Origin of the sequence: Streptomyces sp. NPDC015139, assembly GCF_043079785.1 — a bacterium.
Taxonomy (GTDB): domain Bacteria; phylum Actinomycetota; class Actinomycetes; order Streptomycetales; family Streptomycetaceae; genus Streptomyces; species Streptomyces albidocamelliae.
In genome coordinates this window covers 260,732-286,452 of record NZ_JBIBUW010000002.1, presented here as the reverse complement: position 1 = coordinate 286,452, position 25,721 = coordinate 260,732, and the positions used below count along the sequence as shown (strand labels likewise).

Annotated in this window: 24 protein-coding genes; 16 read left to right on the top strand and 8 right to left on the bottom strand. The window is 72.8% G+C overall.

Translation table 11 applies throughout. The annotated features are described in order from the left end of the window. The first annotated feature begins 5 nt into the window (after window positions 1-5). The 5 genes from ACF08B_RS05770 to ACF08B_RS05750 all read left to right on the top strand — a co-directional run bounded on the left by ACF08B_RS05770 (window position 6) and on the right by ACF08B_RS05750 (window position 5,387). Complete coding sequence (locus ACF08B_RS05770) at window positions 6-1,166, top strand: acyl-CoA dehydrogenase family protein (protein ID WP_392316253.1); 1,161 nt, start codon at window positions 6-8, stop codon at window positions 1,164-1,166. Between the two features lie 24 nt (window positions 1,167-1,190). Beyond that, the gene (locus ACF08B_RS05765) at window positions 1,191-2,759 is read left to right on the top strand and encodes a 4-coumarate--CoA ligase family protein (protein ID WP_392316252.1); all 1,569 of its coding nucleotides are present in this window, start codon (window positions 1,191-1,193) and stop codon (window positions 2,757-2,759) included. After that, window positions 2,756-3,493 carry an enoyl-CoA hydratase family protein gene (locus ACF08B_RS05760; RefSeq protein WP_093697103.1) on the top strand — a complete coding sequence of 246 codons (738 nt, stop codon included), beginning with the start codon at window positions 2,756-2,758 and terminating at the stop codon, window positions 3,491-3,493. Before ACF08B_RS05765 ends, ACF08B_RS05760 begins: the two co-directional genes overlap by 4 nt. Before the next feature lie 4 nt (window positions 3,494-3,497). Further along, the gene (locus ACF08B_RS05755) at window positions 3,498-4,133 is read left to right on the top strand and encodes a TetR/AcrR family transcriptional regulator (RefSeq protein ID WP_392316251.1); all 636 of its coding nucleotides are present in this window, start codon (window positions 3,498-3,500) and stop codon (window positions 4,131-4,133) included. Between the two features lie 222 nt (window positions 4,134-4,355). Next, window positions 4,356-5,387, top strand: a complete 1,032-nt coding sequence (locus ACF08B_RS05750; RefSeq protein WP_392316250.1) for an isopenicillin N synthase family dioxygenase — start codon at window positions 4,356-4,358, stop codon at window positions 5,385-5,387. A 55-nt stretch (window positions 5,388-5,442) separates the two neighbouring features. Here ACF08B_RS05750 and ACF08B_RS05745 read toward each other — a convergent pair whose 3' ends face one another. Beyond that, window positions 5,443-6,543 carry a citrate synthase 2 gene (locus ACF08B_RS05745; RefSeq protein WP_392316249.1) on the bottom strand — a complete coding sequence of 367 codons (1,101 nt, stop codon included), beginning with the start codon at window positions 6,541-6,543 and terminating at the stop codon, window positions 5,443-5,445. A gap of 176 nt (window positions 6,544-6,719) precedes the next feature. On the opposite strand from ACF08B_RS05745, the gene pdxH reads away from it, so the two are divergent. The 3 genes from pdxH to ACF08B_RS05730 all read left to right on the top strand — a co-directional run bounded on the left by pdxH (window position 6,720) and on the right by ACF08B_RS05730 (window position 9,664). Then, window positions 6,720-7,406 (top strand): pyridoxamine 5'-phosphate oxidase, encoded by a 687-nt coding sequence (gene pdxH, locus ACF08B_RS05740; protein WP_392316248.1) that lies wholly within the window; start codon window positions 6,720-6,722, stop codon window positions 7,404-7,406. A gap of 275 nt (window positions 7,407-7,681) precedes the next feature. After that, the gene (locus tag ACF08B_RS05735) at window positions 7,682-8,134 is read left to right on the top strand and encodes a GNAT family N-acetyltransferase (protein WP_392316247.1); all 453 of its coding nucleotides are present in this window, start codon (window positions 7,682-7,684) and stop codon (window positions 8,132-8,134) included. Window positions 8,135-8,245: 111 nt separating this feature from the next. Next, window positions 8,246-9,664, top strand: a complete 1,419-nt coding sequence (locus tag ACF08B_RS05730; RefSeq protein WP_392316687.1) for a PAS domain-containing protein — start codon at window positions 8,246-8,248, stop codon at window positions 9,662-9,664. A 49-nt stretch (window positions 9,665-9,713) separates the two neighbouring features. On the opposite strand, the gene ACF08B_RS05725 is transcribed toward ACF08B_RS05730, so the two are convergent. Continuing rightward, window positions 9,714-10,469, bottom strand: a complete 756-nt coding sequence (locus tag ACF08B_RS05725; protein ID WP_093475754.1) for an SIS domain-containing protein — start codon at window positions 10,467-10,469, stop codon at window positions 9,714-9,716. Between the two features lie 286 nt (window positions 10,470-10,755). On the opposite strand from ACF08B_RS05725, the gene ACF08B_RS05720 reads away from it, so the two are divergent. Further along, a complete protein-coding gene (locus ACF08B_RS05720; RefSeq protein ID WP_093475752.1) occupies window positions 10,756-11,448 on the top strand; it encodes a metal-dependent transcriptional regulator in 693 nt (230 codons plus the stop codon). 287 nt (window positions 11,449-11,735) lie between these two features. Beyond that, a complete protein-coding gene (locus tag ACF08B_RS05715; RefSeq protein ID WP_392316246.1) occupies window positions 11,736-12,626 on the top strand; it encodes an alpha/beta fold hydrolase in 891 nt (296 codons plus the stop codon). 61 nt (window positions 12,627-12,687) lie between these two features. Here ACF08B_RS05715 and ACF08B_RS05710 read toward each other — a convergent pair whose 3' ends face one another. Genes ACF08B_RS05710 through ACF08B_RS05700 form a run of 3 tightly spaced genes read right to left on the bottom strand, consistent with a single transcriptional unit; the run spans window position 12,688 to window position 15,774 of the window. Beyond that, window positions 12,688-14,277, bottom strand: coding sequence for a transporter (locus tag ACF08B_RS05710; RefSeq protein ID WP_392316245.1), 1,590 nt, complete (start codon window positions 14,275-14,277; stop codon window positions 12,688-12,690). Then, the gene (locus ACF08B_RS05705; RefSeq protein ID WP_333763985.1) at window positions 14,274-15,050 is read right to left on the bottom strand and encodes an ABC transporter ATP-binding protein; all 777 of its coding nucleotides are present in this window, start codon (window positions 15,048-15,050) and stop codon (window positions 14,274-14,276) included. The genes ACF08B_RS05710 and ACF08B_RS05705 overlap by 4 nt, the downstream gene beginning before the upstream one ends. 58 nt (window positions 15,051-15,108) lie before the next feature. After that, a complete protein-coding gene (locus ACF08B_RS05700) occupies window positions 15,109-15,774 on the bottom strand; it encodes a bifunctional DNA primase/polymerase (protein ID WP_392316244.1) in 666 nt (221 codons plus the stop codon). Window positions 15,775-16,032: 258 nt separating this feature from the next. Between ACF08B_RS05700 and ACF08B_RS05695 the strand changes: the two genes are divergently transcribed. After that, complete coding sequence (locus ACF08B_RS05695) at window positions 16,033-17,418, top strand: transcriptional regulator (RefSeq protein WP_093697110.1); 1,386 nt, start codon at window positions 16,033-16,035, stop codon at window positions 17,416-17,418. A 202-nt stretch (window positions 17,419-17,620) separates the two neighbouring features. Next, on the top strand, window positions 17,621-19,300 hold the full coding sequence (locus tag ACF08B_RS05690; protein WP_392316243.1) for a hypothetical protein: 1,680 nt from the start codon (window positions 17,621-17,623) through the stop codon (window positions 19,298-19,300). 57 nt (window positions 19,301-19,357) lie between these two features. On the opposite strand, the gene ACF08B_RS05685 is transcribed toward ACF08B_RS05690, so the two are convergent. Continuing rightward, the gene (locus tag ACF08B_RS05685; RefSeq protein WP_392316686.1) at window positions 19,358-20,683 is read right to left on the bottom strand and encodes an ABC transporter substrate-binding protein; all 1,326 of its coding nucleotides are present in this window, start codon (window positions 20,681-20,683) and stop codon (window positions 19,358-19,360) included. Between the two features lie 117 nt (window positions 20,684-20,800). On the opposite strand from ACF08B_RS05685, the gene ACF08B_RS05680 reads away from it, so the two are divergent. The 3 genes from ACF08B_RS05680 (at window position 20,801) to ACF08B_RS05670 (ending at window position 22,900) form a co-directional block, all read left to right on the top strand. Continuing rightward, on the top strand, window positions 20,801-21,301 hold the full coding sequence (locus tag ACF08B_RS05680) for a hypothetical protein (RefSeq protein ID WP_392316242.1): 501 nt from the start codon (window positions 20,801-20,803) through the stop codon (window positions 21,299-21,301). Between the two features lie 66 nt (window positions 21,302-21,367). Next, window positions 21,368-22,246 carry a formyltetrahydrofolate deformylase gene (purU, locus tag ACF08B_RS05675; protein ID WP_392316241.1) on the top strand — a complete coding sequence of 293 codons (879 nt, stop codon included), beginning with the start codon at window positions 21,368-21,370 and terminating at the stop codon, window positions 22,244-22,246. A gap of 210 nt (window positions 22,247-22,456) precedes the next feature. Further along, window positions 22,457-22,900, top strand: a complete 444-nt coding sequence (locus ACF08B_RS05670) for a VOC family protein (protein WP_392316240.1) — start codon at window positions 22,457-22,459, stop codon at window positions 22,898-22,900. 27 nt (window positions 22,901-22,927) lie between these two features. Here ACF08B_RS05670 and ACF08B_RS05665 read toward each other — a convergent pair whose 3' ends face one another. Both ACF08B_RS05665 and ACF08B_RS05660 read right to left on the bottom strand, forming a co-directional pair. Further along, window positions 22,928-24,364 (bottom strand): maleylpyruvate isomerase N-terminal domain-containing protein, encoded by a 1,437-nt coding sequence (locus ACF08B_RS05665; RefSeq protein ID WP_392316239.1) that lies wholly within the window; start codon window positions 24,362-24,364, stop codon window positions 22,928-22,930. Beyond that, window positions 24,361-24,933 (bottom strand): RNA polymerase sigma factor, encoded by a 573-nt coding sequence (locus ACF08B_RS05660; RefSeq protein WP_392316238.1) that lies wholly within the window; start codon window positions 24,931-24,933, stop codon window positions 24,361-24,363. The genes ACF08B_RS05665 and ACF08B_RS05660 overlap by 4 nt, the downstream gene beginning before the upstream one ends. Before the next feature lie 337 nt (window positions 24,934-25,270). Here ACF08B_RS05660 and ACF08B_RS05655 point away from each other — a divergent pair, with 337 nt between their 5' ends. Beyond that, complete coding sequence (locus ACF08B_RS05655; protein ID WP_392316685.1) at window positions 25,271-25,651, top strand: STAS domain-containing protein; 381 nt, start codon at window positions 25,271-25,273, stop codon at window positions 25,649-25,651. The last annotated feature ends 70 nt before the right edge of the window (window positions 25,652-25,721 follow it).

The window sequence follows — 25,721 nt, the reverse complement described above, 5'->3', positions numbered from 1 at the left end:
GCCCCATGACTCCCGTCATCGAGTCCGAAGAGCACAAGGCCCTCCGATCCGCCGTCGCCGCCCTCGGCAAGCGCTACGGCCGCGACTACCTCACCCGCACCATCGCCGAGGGCAAGCACCTCACCGAACTCTGGTCCGAAGCGGGCAAACTCGGCTACCTCGGCGTCAACCTCCCCGAGGAGTACGGCGGAGGCGGCGGCGGCATCACCGACCTCTCCATCGTCCTCGAAGAACTCGGCGCCGCCGGCTCCCCGCTCCTCATGCTCGTCGTGTCCCCGGCCATCTGCGGCACCGTCATCTCCCGCTTCGGCACCGAGGAACAGAAGCGCACCTGGCTCCCCGGACTCGCCGACGGCACCCGCATCATGGCCTTCGGCATCACCGAACCCGACGCCGGCTCCAACAGCCACCGCATCACCACCACCGCCCGCAAGGACGGCGCGGACTGGCTCCTCACCGGCCGCAAGGTCTTCATCTCCGGCGTCGACATGGCCGACGCCGTCCTGATCGTCGGCCGCACCGAGGACGCCCGCACCGGACGCCTCAAGCCCTGCCTGTTCATCGTCCCCACCGACGCCGAGGGCTTCCACAAGAACCCCATCGACATGGAACTCAAAGCGGCCGAGAAGCAGTTCGAGCTCGTCCTCGACGACGTACGGCTCCCCGCCGACGCACTCGTGGGCGACGAGGACGCCGGACTGCTGCAACTGTTCGCCGGACTCAACCCGGAACGGATCATGACCGCCGCGTTCGCGATCGGCATGGGCCGCCACGCCCTCGGCAAGGCCGTCGAGTACGCCCGCGACCGCACCGTCTGGAAGGCCCCCATCGGCGCCCACCAGGCCATCGCCCACCCCCTCGCCCAGGCCCACATCGACCTGGAACTGGCCCGGCTGATGATGCAGAAGGCGGCCCACCTCTACGACGCCGGCGACGACATCGGCGCGGGCGAGGCCGCCAACATGGCCAAGTACGCCGCCGGAGAAGCCTGCGTGAAAGCCGTCGACCAGGCCGTGCACACCCTCGGCGGCAACGGACTCACCCGCGAATTCGGCCTCGCCTCGTTGATAACCGCCGCACGCGTGGCTCGTATTGCTCCGGTGAGCCGGGAGATGATTCTCAACTACGTCTCCCACCAGACCCTGGGCCTGCCCAAGTCGTACTGACCGACCTGAGCGCGAGGAGGAACCGTGTTCCGCAGCGAGTACGCAGACGTTCCGCCCGTAGAACTCCCCATCCACGAAGCCGTCCTCGGCGGGGCCGCCGCATTCGGCGACCGGCCCGCCCTCATCGACGGCACGGACGGCACCACCCTCACGTACGAGCAGGTGGACCGGTTCCACCGGCGCCTCGCCGCCGCCCTCGCCGACGCCGGCGTCCGCAAGGGCGACGTCCTCGCCCTGCACAGCCCCAACACCATCGCCTTCCCGACCGCCTTCTACGCGGCCACCCGCGCGGGCGCCTCCGTCACCACCGTCCACCCGCTCGCCACACCCGAGGAGTTCGCCAAACAGCTCGCCGACAGCGGCGCCCGCTGGATCATCACCGTCTCCCCGCTGCTGGCCGCCGCCCGCCGCGCCGCCGAACTCGCCGGTGGCATACGGGAGATATTCGTGTGCGACCAGGCATCCGGACACCGCTCCCTCATCGACCTGCTCGCCACCACCGCACCCGAACCACGCATCGACATCGACCCGGCCGAGGACATCGCCGCACTGCCGTACTCCTCCGGCACCACCGGCACCCCCAAAGGCGTGATGCTCACGCACCGCCAGATCGCCACCAACCTCGCCCAGCTCGAACCCGCCGTCCCCGCGGGCCCCGGCGACCGCATCCTCGCCGTCCTGCCGTTCTTCCACATCTACGGCCTGACCGCCCTCATGAACGCGCCCCTGCGCCACGGCGCCACCGTCGTCGTCCTGCCCCGCTTCGACCTCGAAACCTTCCTCGCCGCGATCCAGACCCACCGCATCACCGGCCTCTACGTCGCCCCGCCGATCGTCCTCGCCCTCGCCAAACACCCCGCGGTCACCCACTACGACCTGTCCTCGCTGCGCTACGTCATCAGCGCCGCCGCCCCCCTCGACGCCCAGCTCGCCCGCGCCTGCGCCGAACGCCTCGGCCTGCCCCCCATCGGCCAGGCCTACGGCATGACCGAGCTGTCCCCCGGCACCCACGTCGTCCCGCTCGACCGCCTCCACCAGGCCCCCGCCGGCACCGTCGGCCGGCTCATCGCCGGCACCGAGATGCGCATCGTCTCCCTCGACGACCCCGGCAAGGACCTCGGCACCGGCGAACCCGGCGAGATCCTCATCCGCGGCCCCCAGATCATGAAGGGCTACCTCGGCCGCCCCGACGCCACCGACGCCATGATCGACACCGACGGCTGGCTGCACACCGGCGACGTCGGCCACGTCGACACCGACGGCTGGCTCTTCGTCGTCGACCGCGTCAAGGAACTCATCAAGTACAAGGGCTTCCAGGTGGCCCCCGCCGAACTGGAAGCCCTGCTGCTCACCCACCCCGGCATCGCCGACGCCGCCGTCATCGGCGCCTACAACGAGGACGGCAACGAAGTCCCGCACGCCTTCGTCGTCCGCCAGCCCACCGCCGACGACCTGAACGAGAACGAGGTCATGCTGTACGTCGCCGAACACGTCGCCCCCTACAAACGGGTCCGCCGGGTCACCTTTCTCGACGCCGTACCCCGCGCCGCCTCCGGGAAGATCCTGCGCCGGGAACTCAGGGAGCACGCATGACCCCGCCCATCGGCCGCACCCGCGACCGCGCCGTCGAAACCCTCAGCCTCGACGCCGTCGACACCCGCAACGCGCTCTCCGCGACCCTCGTCGACGCCCTCGCCGCCGCCCTCACCGACTGCGCCGCCGACGACGACGTACGCGCCGTCGTCCTCACCCACACCGGCAACACCTTCTGCGCCGGCGCCGACCTCCGCGACCCGCCCCACCCCGACGCCCTCGTCGGCCTGCTCCGGCAGATCGTCGCCCTGCCCAAACCCGTCGCCGCCCGGATCACCGGCCACGTCCGCGCCGGGGGCCTCGGCCTGCTCGCCGCCTGCGACCTGGCCGCCGCCTCCCACACCGCCACCTTCGCCTTCACCGAGGTCCGCATCGGCGTCGCCCCCGCGGTGATCTCCCTGCCCCTGCTGCCCCGCGCCGACCCCCGCACCCTCGCCCGCTACTACCTCACCGGCGAACGCTTCGGCCCGCCGGAAGCCCTCCGCCTGGGCCTGCTCTCGGCCACCGCCGACGACGCCGACGAAGCCCTCGCCCCCCTCCTCGACGGCCTGCGCCGCTCCTCACCCCAGGCCCTCGCGGAGACGAAACGGCTGCTCACGGCTAGGGTGCTGGAGACATTCGACCGGGACGCGGCCCACCTCACCGCACTCTCGGCCCGGCTGTTCTCCTCCGACCAGGCCCGGGAGGGGATGACGGCCTTCCTGGAACGACGGGACGCGGCATGGGTGGTGTGAGCACGTGAGCACGACGGCGGAACACGGACGCCCGCCCGGACCGGACCCCAAACCCGACCGCAGCCCCAAACAGGACCGCAGCCGCGCCACCCGGCAACGACTCCTCGAAGCCGCCGTCGCCTGCCTCGCCGAACACGGCTGGGCAGGCTCCACGGTGTCCGTCGTCGCCGAACGCGCCGGCGTCTCCCGAGGCGCCGCCCAGCACCACTTCCCCACCCGCGAGGACCTGTTCACCGCGGCCGTCGAATACGTCGCCGAAGAACGCTCCACCGCCCTGCGCGCCCTCTTCCCGCACGGCACCACCGGAGACACCCGCGCCGTCGTCACCGCCGTCGTCGACCTCTACACCGGCCCTCTCTTCCGCGCCGCCCTCCACCTGTGGGTCGCCGCCTCCAACGAGGACCAGCTGCGCGCACGCGTCACCGAACTCGAGGCCCGCGTCGGCCGCGAGACCCACCGCATCGCCGTCGACCTCCTCGACGCCGACGAATCCCGCCCCGGCGTCCGCGAAACCGTCCAGGGCTTCCTCGACATGGCCCGCGGCCTCGGCCTCGCCAACCTCCTCACCGACGACACCACGCGCCGCGAACGCGTCGTCGCCCAGTGGGCCGCCCTCCTGGAGCACGCACTCGCCCAGTGAGCCGCGTCACAGGCGTATCCGACGGCACGCAGTACCCTTGCCCCATGCTTCCGATGCTCGTCCGACGCCGCCACGTGGACTACGTGCGCGTCACGAGCATGGGCTGTCGGCGCTTCTCCGCCTGACCCAGCCCCCTGCCTTCTTCTCTTTCTCCCTTTTTCCGGCACCCGGGGCCGCCCACCCCCGCGGCCACCCGTGCCCCGTACACCCTGCGGACGCATCATGACCCAGCACACCGCGACGACCCCGTCGTACGACCAGCTCCCGATCATCGACCTGTCGGCCGCCGACCGCGACCCCCGGGCCCGTGCCCTGCTCCACGCCCAGCTGCACAGCGCCGCCCACGACGTCGGCTTCTTCCAGCTCGTCGGACACGGCGTGACCCGCGCCGAGACCGACGCCCTGCTCACCGCGATGCGCGCCTTCTTCACCCTCCCCGAAGCCGACCGCCTCGCCATCGACAACGTCAACTCCCCCCACTTCCGCGGCTACACCCGCACCGGCGACGAACGCACCGCCGGCGCCCGCGACTGGCGCGACCAGCTCGACATAGGCGCCGAACGCCCCGCCCGCGCACCCGGCCCCGGCGAACCCCCCTACTGGTGGCTCCAGGGCCCCAACCAGTGGCCCGCCGCCCTCCCCGGACTGCGCACCGCCGCCCTCACCTGGATCGACAGGCTCCGCGCCGTCGCCCAGCGCCTCCTGCACGAACTGCTCACCGCCATCGGCGCCCCCGCCGGCTTCTACGACCCGATCTTCGGCGAGCGTGCCCACCCGCACCTCAAGCTCGTCCGCTATCCCGGCAGCGCCGGCGACGGCACCGACCAGGGCGTCGGCGCCCACAAGGACTACGGCTTCCTCACCCTGCTCCTCCAGGACACCGTCGGCGGCCTCCAGGTCCAGCGCGAGGACGGCCGCTTCCACGAAGTCCCGCCCATCGAGAACGCCTTCGTCGTCAACCTCGGCGAACTCCTCGAAGTCGCCACCAACGGCTACCTGCTGGCCACCAACCACCGAGTGGTCAGCCCGCCCGGCGCCACCGAGCGCTTCTCCGTCCCGTTCTTCTACAACCCCCGCCTGGACGCCCGGATCGAACCCCTGCCCTTCCCGCACGCGTCCACCGCCCCCGGTATCACCGACGACCCCACCAACCCCCTGTACGCCGAGTACGGCTACAACGAACTCAAGGGCAAGCTGAGGGCACACCCGCTGGTGGCCGAGAGGCACCACACCGGCCTTCTCACCCCGGCATGAGCGAGGAGCGCGAGGGGGCGCGGGCGGCAGCCGCCACGCGCCCCGGCCGCCTCCCCTAGTGGGCGATGTCCGCGTACCCCGAGACGTCCTCCGGCCGACGGGCCCCCGGCCCCACATAGCGGGCCGACGGCCGCACCAGCCGCCCCGTCCGCTTCTGCTCCAGAATGTGCGCCGACCACCCCGCGGTCCGCGCACACGTGAACATCGACGTGAACATGTGCGCCGGCACCTCCGCGAAGTCCAGCATGATCGCCGCCCAGAACTCCACGTTCGTCGCCAGCACCCGGTCCGGCCGGCGATTGTGCAACTCCTCCAGCGCGGCCTTCTCCAGCGCCTCCGCGATCTCGAACCTCGGCGCCCCCAGCTCCCGCGCCGTACGCCGCAGCACCCGCGCCCGCGGATCCTCCGCCCGGTACACCCGGTGCCCGAACCCCATCAGCCGCTCACCCCGGTCCAGAGCCTGCTTGACGTAGGCCTGCGCGTCCCCGGTCCGCTCGATCTCCTCGATCATCCCCAGCACCCGCGACGGCGCCCCGCCGTGCAGCGGCCCCGACATCGCACCGACCGCCCCCGACAGCGCGGCGGCCACGTCCGCACCGGTGGAGGCGATGACCCGCGCCGTGAACGTCGACGCGTTCATCCCGTGCTCGGCGGCCGACGTCCAGTACGCGTCCACGGCGGCCACGTGCTTCGGGTCCGGCTCACCCCGCCAGCGGATCATGAACCGCTCCACGACCGAGCCCGCCTTGTCGATCTCCCGCTGCGGCACCATCGGCAGACCCTGCCCCCGCGCGGACTGGGCGACGTACGACAGCGCCATCACCGCGGCCCGGGCCAGATCGGCGCGCGCCTGCTCCTCGTCGATGTCCAGCAGCGGCTTCAGACCCCACACCGGTGCGAGCATGGCCAGCGCGGACTGCACGTCCACCCGGATGTCACCGGAGTGCACCGGGATCGGGAACGGCTCCGCGGGCGGCAGACCCGGGTTGAAGGCCCCGTCGACCAGCAGCCCCCACACGTTGCCGAAGGAGACGTGCCCGACCAGGTCCTCGATGTCGACGCCCCGGTAGCGCAGGGCACCGCCCTCCTTGTCGGGTTCGGCGATCTCCGTCTCGAACGCGACGACTCCTTCGAGCCCGGGTACGAAATCGGACATCAGGCGGCTCCTAGTGATGTGTCGGCGGCGGTCACCCCGGTGATGCCCCGATCGGCCGGTGGTCACCCGTGGTCACCCATACCGCAAGGGAACCAGCACGATAACCCCCGGTGCCGCACTTGGGGAGACCACTCGACACCCGGTGCCACGGCCGTCCGATACGGCAGGATGACCGCGTGACCGACCGCGAACCCCTCCTGGACCCCGTCCTCGACCCCGCCGCCATGCGCAAGCAGTACCGGGCCGAGGGCCTCGCCGAACAGGACCTGGCCACGCACCCCATGGACCAGTTCGCCCGCTGGTTCGAGGACGCCGCCCGCGCGGCCCTCCACGGCACGGTCTACGAACCCAACGCGATGATCGTCTCCACCGCGGACGCCGCCGGCCGCCCCAGCACTCGCACGGTCCTGATGAAGCAGTTCGACACCGACGGCTTCGTCTTCTACACCAACTACAACTCGCGCAAGGCCCGCGACCTCGCGGAGAACCCGCACATCTCGCTGCTCTTCCCCTGGCACCCGCTGGCCCGCCAGGTCATCGTCACCGGCACCGCCCACCGCACCGGCCGCGACGAGACCGCCGCCTACTTCCGCACCCGCCCGCACGGCTCCCAGCTGGGCGCCTGGGCCAGCGCCCAGTCCACGGTCATCGCCTCCCGCGCGGAACTCCAGGCCGCCTACGACGACCTCGCATCCCGCTACCCCGAGGGCGAACAGGTCCCGGTCCCCCCGCACTGGGGCGGCTACCGCATCACCCCGGACACGATCGAGTTCTGGCAGGGCCGCGAGAACCGCCTCCACGACCGCCTGCGCTACACCGCCACCCCGGACGGAACCTGGCGGACGGAACGCCTGAGCCCCTGAGAACGCAGACGACCCGCGGGCTGGGTTCCTCAGTGAGGAGCCGGCCGGACGTACCGGCAGCCCGCGGGTCGGGTGACTGCGTTGGATTGGGCCGGCCGCGTGTTTCGCACACACGCTGGTCCGGCACCGCACAAAGTGTGGTGGCGGGCCGCTAGCCCGCAGCCACCTCGCGCGTCCGGGTTTCACTCATGTACCCGATCACCTCCTCTCTTCGCTCCGCCAAGCCTAAGAAGGACGCCGGTCCGCCTCAACTGTTTTTCGGTACGGTCCCGTGCATGACCGGACCCCGGCTCGCCACCGTAGAAGGCGACCTCATGCTCGAACAGTGGCGGCACGTGCACAACGTCGTGGTGCCGGTCGCTGCCATGTCGGTGGCGGACGCCCGGGAGCGGGTGGGGCGGTACCGGCTGGAGAACGCCTACGTGGGGGACGTGCTCGTCGGGTGTTCCACCGTGCGGCCGCCGGTGGACGGGGTGGCCACCGTGATCGCGCGTGTGCTGCCGGGGTACCGGGGGCAGGGGTTCGGTACGGCGCTGTACGAGAACGGGCTGGCGCGAGCGCGTGAGCTGGGTGCCGGGGTGATCGAGACGTGTGTGCTGGCGGCGAACGCGGACGGGCTGCGGTTCGCCGTGCGGCGCGGGTTCGCGGAGATCGAACGCTATGTGCTGGACGGGGAGCGGGACGAGTGGGTGGACCTGCGGCTCGCACCGGAAGCCGACCGGCATTGATTCGGCAATCTTGCGGGAACAGGATGTGGGCTGTGTCACGTTCGAGTTGAATGAAGGCCAGTGAGCGAACCGAGCGCCGACGTGCGCCGACGCAGCCTCCAGGGGGTCCAGGTGAGTGCTTCCCGGCGAAGTGGGACCACGGACGAGCTGGGGCCGGACGAGCCCGGTGAGCCCGGCGGTTCCGACCTGCTCGCCGCGCTGCTGGACGGCATGGACGCGGCGCTGTGCGCCTTCGACGCCGACGGGGTCGTGACCCACTGGAACCGGGAGGCGGAGCGGATCCTCGGGTGGACCGCCGCCGAGGCCGTCGGGCGGCACGGGTTCGCCGGGTGGGCGGTGCGCAGCGCGGACGCCGAGGAGGTGCAGGCCCGGCTGATGTCGGCCATGCACGCGCCGGGGCGGCAGGTGCACGAGTTCGCGCTGGTCACGAAGGACGGCGGCCGGGTGCTCGTGCGGACGCAGTCCGCTGCGGTGCGGGGGCCGGAGGGCAAGCCCGCGGGTGTGTACTGCGCGTTCAGCGAGGTGCACGCGCAGATCGATCTGGAGCGGTCGATCGCGTTGAGCGAGGCGCTGTTCGAGGACGCGGCGTGGGGTGTGGTCCTCGTGGACGCCGATCTGCGGCCGGCCGTGGTGAACGCGCATGCGGCGCGCTCGCTGGGTATCGGGCGTACGTCCGCGCTGGGCCGGCCGCTCGGTGAGCTGCTCGCGCAGGGCGTGGAGGAGCTGGAGGCCGCGCTCACGCATGTGCTGGCCGAGGGTGCGCCGCCCGCGCCGGCCGAGATGTGGGTGGCCGTGCGCACGCCGGAGGGTGAGAAGCGGCGGTGCTGGCGGAGCGGGTTCCTGCGGCTGGCGTCGCCGCTGGCGGAGGAGCCGGTGCCGCTGGGGGTCGGCTGGCTTTTCCAGGACGTGACGGAGGCAAGGCAGGCCGAACAGGAGGCGGCTCTGCTGCGGTTCCGTACGAACCAGTCGCATCGCGCGGCCCGTGCGGCGGCCGAGTGCGAGGACCCGGTGGAGGCGGCGACGGTCCACCTGGACTTCGCGCTCGCCGGTTTCGCCGATCACGCGCTGGTCGACCGGCTGGCGGGTGCGCGGCCCGCGGCTGGTCAGGACGCGAGTGGTGAGGACGCGGCTCCGGTGCGGCTGGTGCGGCTCGCGGCCACGCCCGCGGGGGCGCCGGGCCCGAGTGTGCCGACCGGTGCGGCCGGGCTGCCCGTGCGGTACGAGGCGGGGCATCCGGCGTTGAGTTGCGTGGAGCGGGCCGGGACGGTGCGTGCGGACGCGGGGTCGGTCCCGGCGGAGCGGGCGCGTGCGTGGGCGCTGGAGCGGCAGTGGCCCGGGGACGCGGTGCACGGGTTGTGCGCGGTGCTGCGGAGCCGGGGGCGGACGCTGGGTGTGGTGACGTTCCTGCGTGGGGCGGGCCGCAGCCGGTTCGAGCGGTCCGACACGGCCTACGCGGAGGATGTGGCGGGGCGCATCGCGGCGGCGCTGGACCTGGCGGAGGCGGTTCGCCGGGGTGCGGCGGGGGAGTAGGGCGGTCCCTGTCCCCCTGATGTGCCCCGGGTGACGGCGGTGCCGGTGTTCAGTGGCGGTAGAAGATCCGGTCGCCGTACTCGCGCATGACGCGGCCGTTCCATTCGTGGCCGCCGTCGACGTTGCCGGAGCGCAGGAGCGGGGGTTCGATGCCGCGGTCGGCCAGGGTGGCGGCGGCGGTGGCCATGACGGCCTGCATGAGGGCCGCGGTGACGACGGTGGAGGCGGGGGCGAAGGGCGCCGGGATGGTGTCGAGGGTGAGTTCCGCGTCGCCGACCGCGATCTTCGAGTCGAGGACGACGTCGCAGTGGTCCTTGAGGAAGGTGCCGGAGGCGTGCCGGGAGGTGGTCTCCGAGGCGTAGGCGACGGAGGTGACGCCGATGACCTTCACGCCTCGTGTGCGGGCGCTCATGGCCATCTCGACGGGGAGGGCGTTGCGGCCGGAGAGGGAGATGATCAGGAGGGCGTCGCCGGCGCGGACCGGTGAGGTGTCGAGGACGGCGCTCGCGAGGCCGTCGACGCGTTCGAGGGCGGAGCCGAGGGTGGCCGGGGTGACGTCGACGCCGACGACGCCGGGTACGGCGAGCAGGTTCATCAGGGCGAGGCCGCCGGCGCGGTAGACGACGTCCTGGGCGGCGAGTGAGGAGTGTCCGGCGCCGAAGGCGAACAGGCGGCCGCCGGCGGCGACGGTGTCGGCGAGCAGGGTGCCGGCGGTGGCGATCGTCCCGGCCTCCTCCTCGCGGACCCGTTGCAGCAGGTTGATGGCGGCGTCGAAGAACAGGTCGGCAGGCGTGCCGTCGCTCATGCGGTGCCCCTTCGCAGCGTCTGTGTCGTGGATCACCGTGAGGTCTGGACCAGTGTGGTGTCAATACGGCCGGGGTTCTCGTGTGCCGGTGCCCGGGGGGCGCCCGGTGCGGTGCTGGTCAGGGGTGCGGGAGCCGTACGGCCGGTCGCGCGGGCCGGTGCCGGCGCGGCGGGTTCCCGGCTCGCGTTTCGCCGGTCCTCCCCGCTTGTCAGTGGGATCCGGCAGAATTGGGTGCAGGGCCAGCGCACGCGGCCGGGCTGCCGGCCGAGGTTATCGAGGGGCACGTATGTCCGGACTGATCGACACCACGGAGATGTACCTCCGCACCATCCTCGAGCTCGAAGAGGAAGGCGTCGTTCCCATGCGCGCCCGCATCGCGGAGCGGCTCGACCAGAGCGGGCCGACCGTGAGTCAGACGGTGGCGCGGATGGAGCGCGACGGCCTGGTGGCCGTCGCGAGCGACCGTCATCTGGAGCTCACGGACGAGGGCCGCCGGCTGGCGACGCGCGTGATGCGCAAGCACCGGCTGGCGGAGTGTCTGCTGGTCGACGTGATCGGCCTGGAGTGGGAGCAGGTGCACGCGGAGGCGTGCCGCTGGGAGCACGTGATGAGCGAGGCCGTGGAGCGGCGCGTGCTGGAGCTGCTGCGGCATCCGACCGAGTCTCCGTACGGCAACCCGATCCCGGGTCTGGAGGAGCTGGGCGAGAAGGACGGCGCCGATCCGTTCCTGGACGAGGGCATGGTCTCGCTGGCGGACCTGGATCCGGGGACGGACGGGAAGACGGTCGTGGTCCGCCGTATCGGCGAGCCGATCCAGACGGACGCGCAGCTGATGTACACGCTGCGGCGGGCGGGTGTGCAGCCCGGTTCGGTGGTGAGCGTGACGGAGTCGGCCGGCGGGGTGCTGGTGGGCAGCGGCGGTGAGGCGGCCGAGCTGGAGGCGGACGTCGCCTCGCACGTGTTCGTCGCCAAGCGCTGAGCAAGGGAGGGCCCCGGCGCCGTGTGGCGCCGGGGCCTGTCCTCCCCTGTTCCGACCCGGAGCCCCGAGCTCCCAGGGTCGTCCCCTCGGACCGCTTTTCCCCGAGTGGTCCGCCTCCCGCCTGAAAGATCCCCTCGGCGGCGGCGATCATTCCTTGAGGGGTGTCACTCGAACGAGGGGTGTTGTCCGCGCAGACAGATTCTTCGAATGGGTATTCGATAGTCTGCGGCGGCAGTACGACGGCAGAACACCGGTGCGAGGCAGGCTAGCTGGGGGGTACCAGGCCCATGGCACGGCGTATCGACGTGACGGGAGCGGGCGGCGTGCGGCTGGCCGCCTGGGATTTCGCCGAACCGCCCAAGGCGGAGCCGCACGAGGCGGGCCGGGATCCGGCCGGTCCGGGGCACGGCACTCCGGGTGTCCTGTTACTCCACGGCCTGATGGGCCGGGCCTCCCACTGGGCGGCGGTCGCCCGCCGGCTCGCCGGACGCCACCGCGCGGTCGCTCTCGACCAGCGCGGCCACGGCCGGAGCGACAAGCCCCCACAGGCCGCCTACACCCGCGAGGCCTACGTCGAGGACGCCGAGGCCGCCGTGGAACAGCTGGGCCTCGCCCCCGCCGTCCTCATCGGCCACGCCATGGGCGCGCTGACCGCCTGGCAGCTCGCCGCCAAGCGCCCCGATCTCGTGCGCGGTGTGATCATCTTCGACATGCGGGCCTCCGCGCTCGGCGCGGCCTCGCAGCGCGACTGGGCCGACTGGTTCCGGGCCTGGCCCGTCCCCTTCGCCACCCTCGCCGACGTCCGCAAGTGGTTCGGCGAGGACGACCCCTGGGTGGAGCGCCCCAACCCGGCCCGCGGCGCCTTCTACGCCGAGGTCATGCACGAGCGCGAGGACGGCTGGCGCCCCGTCTTCGACCCGGAGCGGATGCTGCGGTCCCGGGAGACGTGGGTCTACGACGCGCACTGGGAGGAGCTGGCGCAGGTGCGGTGCCCCGCGCTCGTCGTCCGCGCTCTCGACGGCGAGCTGGGGCGCGCGGAGGCGCAGGAGATGGTGCGGGTGCTGCCGCGCGGTGAGTACGCGGAGGTGGTGGACGCGGGGCACCTCGCCCACTACGACCATCCGGAGGGGTGGCGCTCGGTCGTCGAGCCGTTCCTCGATTCGCTGGCCGGCCACTGAGCGCCTGAGCGCCTGATCGTCCGCGGTCGTCGGTGCTTCCGGCGGCCGCGGGTGCGTCCGGTCAGCCCTTGCTCACCGCCGTGAGGATCTCCGGGAGGCGGGACGACGTGCGGGGGGCGGCCAGACGCAGGCCCAGTACCGTGAGGGCCGCTCCGTAGCCCGTGCCGGCCGGCAGCAGCAGCCACGTCCAGTCGGCGCCGTCGGCCGTCACGTGGAGCCAGATGGTGAGGGCGATGACGGGGGAGCAGAGGAGGGCCGCCGCGACCATGCCGCCGAAGATCGCGATCCAGGCGAGGCCCGCCTGTCCGGGGGCGACGTTCTTGTGGCCCTCCTGCGGGATGGAGTACGGGAAGCGGGCCGAGGTCCACGCACCGGTCGCCAGCATCGCGCCGAGCAGCGCGAAGGACAGTCCCAGGCCCTCCGGGAGCCGGGCCCAGGCGTCCAGCAGCGAGGTCGTCAGCACGGTCACGAGGACGGCGTACGGAAGGGTGACCAGCAGCAGGGCCAGCGCCCGGCCGCGCAGCTCGGCGTAGGCGTCCCGGGCGGAGGACACGGTCATGGCGACCATCCAGAACGCGGAGGTGTCCTGCCCGAACTGGTTGTACATCTGGATGCCGAGCATCCCGGCGGCGAAGCAGGCGAAGTAGATCGACCCGGTGCCCTGCACGGCGTTGAACACCGGCACGATCAGTCCGATCGCCAGGGAGGTCACCCACGCGGCCTTGGTCTTCGGGTCGCGCCAGATGTAGCGCAGGCTGCGTTCCATGACCGTGCCCGTGCGTCCGCCCGGCAGCAGCCGGGCCGGTCCGGCGGTGCCGGAGCGGTCCCGGGCCGGGGCGTCGAGGGGCTGGAGGGTGGACCCGTCGGGCGCCGTCATCAGCCGGGTCAGGCTCCGCGCCCAGGCCGCCAGCAGCAGCGCCAGACCGGCGAGCGAGACGGCCAGTCGGGCGGCCGCGAGGCCGTACGAGCCCTCGCTCGCGGACCGTACCGCCCCGACCGCCGAGGCCGGCGGCACCCAGGACAGGACGGCCCCGACCGGCCGCAGCGGTTCCAGTCCGGCCGAACCGAGGCGCTGCGCACCGAAGTTGACGAGCTGCGCGCCGATCGCGATCACCAGCCCGCTCAGCACGGCCAGGTCGCGGCCCCGCCTGCTGGTCAGCAGCCGTACGTTGGCGGCGGCGACGGCCCGTGCGAGGGCCACGCAGACCAGCAGGGCGAGCGCCACGGCGGCGACCGCGACGGCGTACCCGGCGGGGCCGTGGGCGAGGGCGAGCGCGCAGCCGGTGAGGACCAGCAGCGTGAACAGGGGGCCGATACCGACCAGCGAGGCCGCGAGCAGGGCCCGTACCAGCGGCCGGGGGTGCAGCGGCAGCAGGACCAGCCTGGTCGGGTCGAGGGTCTCGTCGCCGGTCGGGAAGAACAGCGGCAGCACCGCCCAGCCGAGTGCCAGGACGGCCGTGCCGACCACGGCGACGACATCGGCGTGCGGCTGCCCGCGCAGCAGGAGCAGCCCGGCGAGCTGGGACAGCGCGAACAGGAGGGCGACGGCGGCGGAGGCGACGAACGCGGCCCGCCGGCCCCCGGACTGCCGCAGTCCGTTGCGCAGCAGGGCGAGTTTCAGTCGTACGACGGTGGCGGTCGGGCTCGTCATCGGGCCGCACCGCCGCCCAGCCAGTCCAGGTCGGAGCCGGTGTGCCGGCCGCTCGCCCCGACCAGTTCGAGGAACGCCCCCTGGAGGGTGGGGTGCGTGCCGCGCACCTCGGCCAGGGGGCCCGTGGCGCGGATGCGTCCGGCGGCCATGACGGCCACCCAGTCGCACAGCGACTCGACCAGCTCCATCACGTGCGAGGAGAACACCACGGTGGCCCCGGAGGCGGTGTAGCGCTCCAGCACGCCGCGGATGATCTGCGCGGACACCGGGTCGACACCCTCGAACGGCTCGTCCAGGAACAGCACTTCGGGGTTGTGGAGGAGAGCGGCGGCGAGCCCGATCTTCTTGCGCATGCCGGTCGAGTAGTCGACGACCAGCTTGTGCTGGGAGCCCGCCAGGTCGAGGACGTCCAGCAGTTGTGTGGCCCGCTTGTCGACCTCGTCGCCGGGCAGCCCGCGCAGTCGCCCCGAGTAGGCGAGGAGTTCCCGCCCGGAGAGCCGCTCGAACAGCCGCAGTCCCTCGGGCAGCACGCCGATCCGTGCCTTGACGGCCACCGGGTCGCGCCACACGTCGTGGCCGACGATCTCCACGGTTCCGTCGTCGGGCCGCAGCAGCCCGGTGACCATGGAGAGGGTGGTCGTCTTCCCGGCGCCGTTCGGCCCGACCAGCCCGACGAACTTCCCGGCCGGCAGCTCCAGATCGATTCCCCCGACAGCCACCTGCTGCCCGAACCGCTTCCAGAGCCCCCGCACACGTACTGCAGCTTCGGTCATGCATGAAGGCTAGCCACGGCCGCCGTGCCGGGCGCGGGGGTGCGGGGAACGGGGGCCGTCAGCGGTCCCGTCCGCACGCGTAGGCCAGCGGGGAGATCAACTCCTCGGCGTCCGGCAGCCATCGGTTCGCGGGCGTGGGCCGGCACGCCCACTGCACCGCGCCACGGGACCCGAACCGGGTGGGCGGAGCGGCCACGTACGCCCCCTCGCCCAGCGCGACCAGGTCCAGTGACGTGAGCGACCAGCCCAGGGTGCGCACCAGGTCCGGCACCTTCGCGGACGCCCCCGGCAGCACGAAGAAGTGCATCCGGCGGTCGGGGGAGAGGGTGACCGGGCCCAGCGTCAGCTCCATGCGTTCCATCCGGGCCAGCGCGAGGAAGCCGGCGCTCTCCGGGACCGACAGCGCGTCGAAGGTCCGTCCCGTCGGCAGCAGGATCGACGCCGTGGGCTGCTTCTGCCACATCCTGCGGGCGACGGTCGCGCTGCCGGTCGCCTGGGTCGCCCAGTCGGGGCGCGCGGGGTGCGCACCCGGCGCGGGGCAGTCGGTCTCACCGCACGAGCAGCGCTGTGTTCCGTCGACGGGCTCCAGCCAGGTGCCCGGGAACACGTCCCAGTGCCGTTCCTCGGCGTAGCGTACGGCGGTCTCCAGCAGCGATTCCCCGCGCTGCTGCGGAATCTGACCGGTCATCTGAGTGTTCTGGGCGCCCGCGATCGTCTCTTCCACGCTCCACTCAACTCCCGCACCCACCTGGAGTTACGGCTGGAGCGCGCGCGGGGGAGGAGCACCGGCCCGGCAGTCGGGGCGCATGGGTGCACGGGTGGGGGCGCGCGGGAGGAAGCAGGGCGTGGGAAGGGTAGCCAGAGGTGGGGGTGGCATCCGCCGTTACCCCGGCAAACCGCACATGTCACGCATTGACGGTATGTCAGCTGGGCAGTGATCGTCCCGAACAGTCACGCTCCAGGGGTTCGCAGGGGGTAGCACATGGCCGCAAGGCCTCTCGTGGCACGGCAGCCGAACGAACGGCTGCAGGCACTCATCCAGGAAGCGGGGTGCTCCAACGCCGGGCTCGCCCGGCGGGTCAACATGTGCGGCGCCGAGCACGGACTCGACCTGCGCTACGACAAGACGTCCGTGGCCCGCTGGCTGCGCGGCCAGCAGCCGCGGGGCCGGGCCCCGGCGATCATCGCCGAGGCGCTCGGGCGCAAGCTCGGCCGTACGGTCACGATCGACGAGATCGGCATGGCCAACGGCAAGAACCTCGCCTCGGGGGTCGGTCTCCAGTTCTCGCCGACGGTACTGGGGGCCATCGAGCAGGTCTGCGAGCTGTGGCGCAGCGACGTGGGGCGCCGGGACTTCCTGTCCGGCTCCTCCGTCGCCGCCTCCGCGCTGGTCGAGCCCAGCCGCGACTGGCTGATCTCGTCGCCGGACGCCCAGGTGGCCCGGCAGGCGGGCCCGCGGGTCGGCCAGGCCGACGTGGCGGCCGTCCGGTCGATGACCCAGGCACTGGTGGACCTCGACCACCAGTACGGCAGCGGGCACGTCCGCCCGGTCGTCGTGCACTACCTCAACAGCGTCGTCTCCGGGCTGCTCGCCGGGTCGTACCGGGAGGCGGTGGGGCGTGAACTCTTCGCCTCGGTCGCCCGGTTGACCGAGCTCGCCGGGTACATGGCTGTGGACACCGGGCAACCGGGCCTGGCCCAGCGGTACTACATCCAGTCGCTGCGGCTCGCCCAGGCGGCCGGGGACCGCGGCTACGGGGGGTACGTCCTCGCCGCGTCCATGAGCCATCTCGCCGCGCAGCTCGGGAACCCGCGGGAGATCGCCCAGTTGGCGCGGGCGGCGCAGGAGGGCGCGCGCGGGCACGTGTCGCCGCGCGTGGAGGCGATGTTCCACGCGGCGGAGGCGCGGGGCCACGCCCTGCTGGGCGACGTGCGCGCGGCGCAGGCGGCCGGCGGGCGTGCGGTGACGGCGATGGAGGGCGCGGACGCGTCCCGCGGCGACGACCCGGTGTGGATCGCGCACTTCGACGAGGCCTATCTCGCCGACGAGTTGGCGCACTGCCACCGTGACCTGGGGCAGCCCGAGGCGGCGGCCCGGTACGCGGAGCAGTCGCTGGCGGGGCACCCCGAGTCCCGGGCCCGCCGGCGCGCCATCGGATATGTGCTGCTCGCCACGGCCCAGGTGCAGCAGCGCGAGATCGAACAGGCCTGCAGCACCGGCCTGAAGGCCGTCGAACTGCTGGAGACGCTCCGCTCCAACCGGGGCGCCGAGTACCTGGAGGACCTTCAGCAACGGCTGGAGCCCTTCCGGGACGAGGCGGTGGTACGCGAGTTCGGGGCCCGCCTCGACCTCCAGCAGGCCGCCTGAACGCCGGGTCCGCAGTTGCGTGAACGTGAGGGAAACGGCACCCGGGTGTGCGCCGGGTGCCGTTGACCAGCGCTTCGCGGGCCTGTTCTGTTACTGCCGTCACAGGGAAGAAGATCGCGTCCTGAGCTGCGTGGCACCCGGCTCGGGGGACCCGGTAGCGTGAGCCGACGATTCACAAGGTCCCCCATTAGTAGGAGTCCCGGTGACGCAGAGTGGACAGGGCGAGGAGCCCTCGGCGCGGCCCGCGCGCGAAGGCATCGTGCTGCCCTCCGACGGAGGCGAGCCCCTGCTGCCGGGCGCGGCGGGCGGGCAGGCCCCGGCCGCCCCCGCCGCCCCGGCGGGCGGGCAGGCGTGGGGCGGTTCCTGGGGCCCGGGGCAGCAGAACCCCCAGCCGGGTGAGGGCTGGCCCCCGGCGGGTGCCCCGCAGTGGGACGCCTCCGGCGCTCAGCCCCCGGCCGCCGCGGGCCCCGGCCCGCTGCCCCCCGAGGGGGCTCCGGCCGCGCCCTACGGGGGTCAGGCTCCGTCCTACGGCGCCGGCGGCCAGGAGCCGCAGTACGGCGGCCAGGCGCCCGCGCACGGCGCCGGTGACGGGCAGGCGCAGTACGGCGGCGGTCAGCAGCCCGGGTACGGCGCGTCCGACCCGTACGCGCAGCAGTACCAGCAGCCCCAGCAGCACCAGTACCAGGCACCGGCCGCGCCGCTGCCGCCCGCCGTACCGGGGGCGTACCCGGCCGCGGGCCCGCTGCCGCCGACGGCCGACGGCGCCACGCAGTACATCCCGCCCGTCCCGGCGGCGGACGACGCGACCCGGTACATACCGCCCGCGCAGGCGGCCGCCGCCGACGGGGCGACGCAGTACATCCCGCCCGTGCAGGCCGCCGCGGCCGACGGCGCGACCCAGTACATCCCGCCGGTGACGCCGGGGGCGCTGCCGCCGGAGTCCGCCGGTGAGGAGACGCGCTACCTGGGCCGCGCGCAGCAGCAGGCGGCGCCCGCGCACTCCGACGCGGACGCCACGCAGTTCATCCCGCCGTACGCCGCCCAGGCGCAGGGCGGCGACCGGCAGCCGCCCGCCGAGTTCGAGAACCTCTTCCGCGGTGGCCCCGCGCACGGGGACGCCCCGGCCGGGTCCACCCAGCAGCTCCCGCGCGTCCAGCAGGACGCCTACCCGCGCCCGGCGCAGTCGTCGTACGGCCCGGCACGGGACTCCTACGGGGCGATGCACGACGACGGCGACGACGACCGGCGCAGCGGCCGGTCACGGGTGCCGCTGATCGCCGCCGTCGGGATCGGTATCGTCCTCGTCGGAGTGGGCGCCGGCGCGCTGCTCAGCAGCGGGGGCGGCAAGGACCAGGGCACCGACGACAAGCCGGTCGCCGCCGCGTCCCCGGCCACCCAGGACTCCGCCTCGCCCACCGCCGACCCCGCCCGGCAGCAGGCCGTCGCGCTGGACAAGCTGCTCGCCGACAGCGGCAGCAGCCGCGCCTCGGTGATCAAGGCGGTGGGCGACGTCAGGCAGTGTGCCAACCTCGACCAGTCCGCCACCAACCTGCGCGACGCGGCCAGGCAGCGCAACGCCCTGGTCACCCGGCTCGGGCAGCTGTCCGTGGACAAGCTGCCCGGCAACGGCGAGCTGACCGCGGCCCTGACCAAGGCCTGGCAGGCGTCCGCCGCGGCCGACAACCACTACGCGGCCTGGGCCGGCCAGGTCAAGGGCGGCCACAAGGGCTGCAAGAAGGGCCACGCCCGCACCACCGGGGAGACCGCGGCCGGCAACCGGGAGAGCGGCACCGCCAGCGCGCAGAAGACCAAGGCGGCCGCGCTCTGGAACGCCATCGCGCGGACGTACGGCCTGACCCAGCGCCAGCCCACCCAGCTGTGAGGCCCGCGGTGTGAGGCACGTCCGAGGCGGGCGCGGCCGGGGCATCCCCGGCCGGGCTCACTGCACGTCCGCGTTCTCCAGCGTCCTCGTCATGTCGGCGATGCCGTTGCTGCCGCCGATGCCCTTGCGGGCCGCGACCAGCCTGCCGCCCTGGACCACCTGAAGGGTCACGTTCGCGTTGACCAGTCGGGGGAACCCGACCCCGGCGAGCTTGCTCTCGTAGGGCCAGTGCAGCGTCGGGGTGAGGCCTCCGGTGGAGACCCGCAGATCGGCGTTGAGGGTCCGGCGCACCGTGTCGGCGCTGACCTCGCCCTCGCCGATCTTCTCCAGGACGGCCTTGAGCACCGTGTAGGCGATCCAGGTGGTCTGCACTCCGGCGTCCGCGGGGTCGATGCGGTTGTCGCCGAAGGCCTCCTTGTTGATCACGTTCTTCATCTGGGCCCACCGCGCGTCCGACGCCGGCGGGTACCAGCCGGTGATGTAGGCGCCCTCGTACGGGCTGGACGCGCCGCCCGTGGCGTTGATCACCGTCTGGTCGACACTGCCGAGCACGGTCGCCATGCGCACGTCGGGGAAGTCCTCCCGAGCCCGCCGGAAGGAGTCCATGAAGGTGTCGGTGCGGTCCCCGAGCGCGGGCACCACACAGCCCTTCTTCAGGACGTCCTCGGTGGCGTCGCGCAGCGCCCGGTCGGCCTGGCCGCCGTACTCGGTGGCGTCCTCGGCGGCCAGCTGGTCGTCCGCGTTCGCGTGCCCGCCCGCCTTCAGCCCCGAGTCGAGCATCGTGGGCAGCTCGTCGCCCGCGATGCTGTCGGGGCGGACCAGCGAGACGTTGCCGCACGTCCCGGCGAGGGCCCGGCCGAGACCGGCGAGGAGGGCCGGCTGACCGCCGTTGACCGGGTACGACATGGGGCCGGTGAACTCGTCGTTGGTGACGCCGTAGCCGCCTATGTAGGGGATGCCGGCGCCCTCCAGCGGGGCGAGGTAGGAGTCGCCGAACTGGCTGTAGGACCCGACGACCGCGACGACGTCCTCCTTCGCCGCGCGGCGGGCGCACTTCGCGGCGCCCACGCTGTCGTTGTGGTCGTTGCAGGTCAGGACCTCGAGCTTCCGGCCGTCGAGGCCGCCCTGTGCGTTGATCCACTTGGCGTAGGCGCGGGCCATGGCGGGCATGCCGGGCTTGTTCGTGGCGTCGGTGTCCTGCGGCGCCCAGGTCATCACCTTGATCGGGTCATCCCCGGAGCCCCCCGTGGCACCAGGGATGACCCCGCATCCGGCGGTGAACGACGCACAGAGGGCCATCGCGCCCAGGTACAGGGCGCCGGCTCTGCCGGGGCGGGACAAGGAGTGGAGGAAAGTACTAGGGGTGCGTCGCCTGCCGGTCATGGACACGCACGATTCCCTCACATCGCTAACCCGAGAGTGACCCTCAGTCAACTAAAAGTGACATCGAGGTGAATTACAGGGGCCGGTGGGACTGGTGTGACGGGGAACGTACGATCGATGACCGTGCAAGGTTCGGAGAACTCTTCCCGTCGCGGCCGTCGCTCCTCCACCATGGGTGGCATGCCCCTGAACGACATGCCGTGGTGGCGCTGGCGCAGCAACGTGCGCTCGGCGCTGCACATGCTTTCCGACCCGGTGTTCCAGCGGGACGTCTGGCTGGCCGGTGTGGACGGGTACGGCGACGTCACCGACGCCGTGTACCGGCTGGTGGAGGACACCTGGCTGGACAACTGGTCGGCGGAGAAATACGTCGGCACCATATTCCGCGACTCGCAGGAGGCGGCGCTCGTCGACACCGCCGTGCTGCGGGTCCTGCGGATCATGCACCAGGCCGGGCCGGACGCCCCCGTCGCCACGTACGTGGAGCACCCCGGCTGGCCGGAGGCGGTGCGGGCGGCGCGGGACGCGCACGTGCGGATGGCGGCGAGCGACGGCGACGATCCGGACGTGGCGCCGAAGACGCTGGACGTGCTGCGGATCCTCACCCGGTCCGCCTAGCGGACGGCGGGTCCGCGTGGCGGACGGCGGCGGCCGGTACGGGGCCGGTGTGGGACCCTGTAGTGCATGAACGAGCAGTCCGCGAGCCCCGCCCCGGCCGATCAGTACGTCCTCACGCTGTCCTGCCCGGACAAGCAGGGCATCGTGCACGCCGTGTCCAGCTATCTCTTCATGACCGGCTGCAACATCGAGGACAGCCAGCAGTTCGGCGACCACGACACGGGTCTGTTCTTCATGCGCGTGCACTTCTCGGCCGACGCGCCCGTGACGGTGGACAAGCTGCGGGCGAGCTTCGCCGCGATCGGCGACTCCTTCCACATGGACTGGCAGATCAACCGGGCCGACGCGAAGATGCGCATCGTCCTGATGGTCAGCAAGTTCGGGCACTGCCTGAACGACCTGCTGTTCCGGGCCCGGATCGGCGCGCTGCCCGTGGAGATCGTGGGCGTGGTCTCCAACCACACGGACTTCGAGGAGCTGGTGGGCTCCTACAACATCCCCTTCCACCACCTCCCGGTGACGAAGGACACCAAGGCGGAGTCCGAGACGCGGCTGCTGGAGATCGTGCGCGAGGAGAAGGTCGAACTGGTCGTCCTCGCCCGCTACATGCAGGTCCTCTCGGACGACCTGTGCAAGAAGCTCAGCGGCCGGATCATCAACATCCACCACTCCTTCCTGCCGAGCTTCAAGGGCGCGAAGCCGTACCACCAGGCCCACACGCGGGGCGTGAAGCTGATCGGCGCGACGGCGCACTACGTCACGGCCGACCTCGACGAGGGCCCGATCATCGAGCAGGAGGTGGAGCGCGTCGCCCACGACGTGACTCCGGACCAGCTGGTGGCCATCGGCCGCGACGTGGAGTGCCAGGCGCTGGCGCGGGCGGTGAAGTGGCACGCGGAGCGCCGCATCCTGCTCAACGGCCGCCGTACGGTCGTATTCGCCTGAGATCCCAGGGAGTTCGGGGGCCCGGACTCCGGGCCGCCCGCGGGCCCGCACGGCGCGGCGTCAGAAGTGGCGCCGTCGCGGTGACGCAGTATCGTGAAGGGGTCTTTTCCCTCGCCCACCGCATGGCAGGCCGGCCCGGCGCCGCCTGAGCGCGGGACACGTGGCGACCGGTGACGCGTACAGCTGCCGTGCGGGCAGGAGGACTCCACCGTGGACATGAAACTCGAAGTCGTAGTGATCCCCGTCGCCGATGCCGACCGGTCGAAGGACTTCTACGCGGGTCTGGGATGGCGGCTGGACGCCGATGTCTCCGGTGACGACGGCTTCCGGGTGGTGCAGGTGACGCCGCCGGGGTCCGGTTGCTCGGTGATCTTCGGCAGCGAGGTGAGTTCGGCCGCGCCGGGGTCCGTCGAGGGTCTTCACCTCGTCGTCCCGGACGTCGAGGCGGCACGTGCGGAGCTGGCCGGCAAGGGCGTCGACGTGAGCGAGGTGTTCCACGACGCGGGCGGAGTCTTCCATCACGCGGGCACCAAGCACCAGGTGCCCGGCCCGGACCCCGACCGGACCAGCTACGGGTCGTTCGCGTCGTTCACCGACCCGGACGGCAACGCCTGGACACTCCAGGAGATCACCGAACGCCTCCCGGGCCGCTGACCCGAGGGATTAGGTCCGTGGCCGGCCCTACATCCTGCTGAGCCCGGCGGCCGCGTACAGCACGTCCTTGATCGCCTGGCGGTCGCCGTCCTGGCCGGCCGCCGCTTCCTCCGGTGACAGGTGACCGGCCGCCAGCTTGCAGAACTCGACACCGTCCAGGGCGACATGGGCCACCTCGCGGTCCGCCGAGCCCACCGCCGCCGGTGAGTCCAGGGGGATCAGCCACTCGCCGCCCGCGGCGCCCTCGATCTCCAGCCGCAGCGTGCGCCCCGGCGTTCCCGCGGGGACGAGGTGCGCGGTGGGCCCCGGCGTGGAGAGCCCCGCCCGCCGCCGCTCCGCGAGCGCGACCGGCAGCATCCGTGCCGCCAGGTCGATCATCTTGTTCAAGTGCCGGGGCGCCGGCGGCTCGTAGGGGTAGTCCACCGCCTCCGCGATGTCCTCCGCGTGCACCCAGCACTCGAAGGCGCGGTCCAGCATCGCGTCGTGCAGCGGCAGTTCGAAGTCGCCGTACGACACCGCGAGCCCGCCCGCGTGGCTGCCGGTGAAGGCCACCGTCCGCACCAGGCCGTGGCTCTGCTCCCGCCAGGGCGCCCGTACGGAGCGGGTCGGCGGGAAGTGGGAGGCCTGCCAGAACGCCTCGGTCCGCCCGGCCGGGCCGGTCCGGCCCCGAGCGGGTGCGGGGACGCCGGCCAGCGGGTCCTCCAGGCCGATCGCGGCCGCGATCAGCCCGTCCACCGACAGCAGGTGCGCGATCACCCCGGCGACGGTCGTACGGCGGCTGGTGGCGCCGTCGGCCTCGAACCAGCGCAGCCGCACCGGCGCGTGCCACTCCGCGTCCCCGAAGTCCTGGAGCAGCGCGTCCAGTCGGGCGGTCTCCGCGTCGTAGGGCGCCGCCCACTCGGGCAGCGGGATACGCGGCGGCCGGCGGTCCAGGCAGGTCTCCAGGACGCGGGTGCGCAGCGCCGGATCGAGGTCGAGGCTCTCCGGCTGGTGCAGCAGTCCGACCGCCTCGCGCAGCCGGCGGGCCTCGTCGGCGCAGCTTCCGCAGTCGCCCAGGTGCACCTCGACGGCGGCCGTCTCGGCCGCCGAGCAGGCGGCCAGCGCCCAGGCGCCGAGGAGCGATTTCAGGACGTCGTGGGACAGGTCGAGCGGTACGGGCAGGAGGTCCCCCAGGTCGGCGAGGTCGGGCAGCGGGCGCCCGCTGTCCTCGACGGAGGCGCGGGGCATCGGGATGCGCGGGGGCCGCGCGGGATCGGGTCCGCCCGGTCCGCCGGGGCCGTGCGGCACGTCGCCCGAGCCGGAGCCCGCGCCGTCGCCGGTGTGTTCCCGCTCACCCCGGCCGGAGGCGGCCTCGAACCCCTCGTGCTCCTCGCGCCGGCCCGCCTCCCCGAAGCCGTCGCGGCCGTCGTGGTCGTCGTGCCCGCCGGGCTCCTCGTGGGCCTCGAACCGTCCCGTCCCGCTCACACCGCACCCCCGTATCCCGGGGGTTTCCCGGCGTCGTGCGCGGTGGAGAGCAGTTGCAGGCCGAGGCGCAGCCGGCGGCGGGCCTCGTCCTCGGTGACACCGAGGTCGGTGGCGGTCTGGCGGTAGTCGCGCCGCTGGAAGTAGGCCAGTTCCAGCGCGGCGCGCAGCGGGGCGGGCATGGAGTGGACGATGTAGTCGGCGCGGGCGGCGACGGAGGCGCGGCGCACCTTCAGCTCCAGCTCCTCCGGGGAGCCCCCGCCCTGGCGGGGGAGCGCGGCGGTCTCGCTGTCGCGCAGCCGCCGCACCGCGAGCCGGTGGGCCACGGCGGCGACCCAGGAGCGCAGCGGGCCCTGCTTGGGGTCGTAGCTCTCCGGGTGCTCCCAGACGTGGGCGAAGACCTCACGGGTGACGGCGTCGGCGGCCTTCTCGTCGCCGAGGACGCGGTGGGCGAGGTTGTGCACGAGCGAGGCGAAACGGTCGTACAGCTCGCCGAGGGCCGCCGCCTCACCGCGGGCGAGCCGCTGCTGCATCTTGCGGTCCCAGCGGGGTGGTGCGTCCTTCCCGGCCATGCGGTCCCCTCCCCTCGTCCGTGTCCCGGCCCGTCCAGCGTGTCTGCGCTGCCCTCTCGAATGTAGTCGGCACGTCCGACAACGCACGCCCCTTTGTGTCAATGTGCGCCCCCCGAAGCACCGCAGGTGATAGTGCCCTCTTCACACAACCTTCACGCAAAGCGTGTGCATCTCCGATCGAACAGGATCGATAGTGACCGAAACAAGCCCCTTGTCGACCTCTGTCGGTTTGTCGCTCCACGTTTCAGGGAACGGCCGCTGGGCAGCTGCGCGAAATGAAGCGTAGGAACTGCTTCCGTTTCCGGGCGGTTCCGGGAGATCCGGCGAGCGGAGGGGCATTGCCGTGACATTCAAGGTGACCGGCGTCGAACAGGGCGAGTGGGCCGTGCTCCGGGTGTCCGGGGAACTGGACCTGATGACCTCGCCGGTACTGCGGCAACACGTGCACGACGTCGTGGCGGAGGGGAACCACGACCTCGTCGTGGACCTCTCCGACGTGTTCTTCTGCGACTCCAGCGGGGTCGGCGTGCTCGTCGCCGCCCGCCGGCTGCTCCGCTCCTGCCAGGGCCGGCTGCGGCTGATCCTGCCGGACCGGGGCGCCGACGACGGCTCGCACGTCAACCGGGTCCTCGGCGCGCTCGGTGTCCGCCGGCTCTTCGACGTCCACCCCGACCTCGACTCCGCGACCACGGACGAGGCCGGCCCCCTCTCGGCCTGATCCGCACCCGCCCGGGGCCGGCCCGGCGGAGACGTACCGGCGTCTTCGCGACAAGGCCACACCGGTGTCG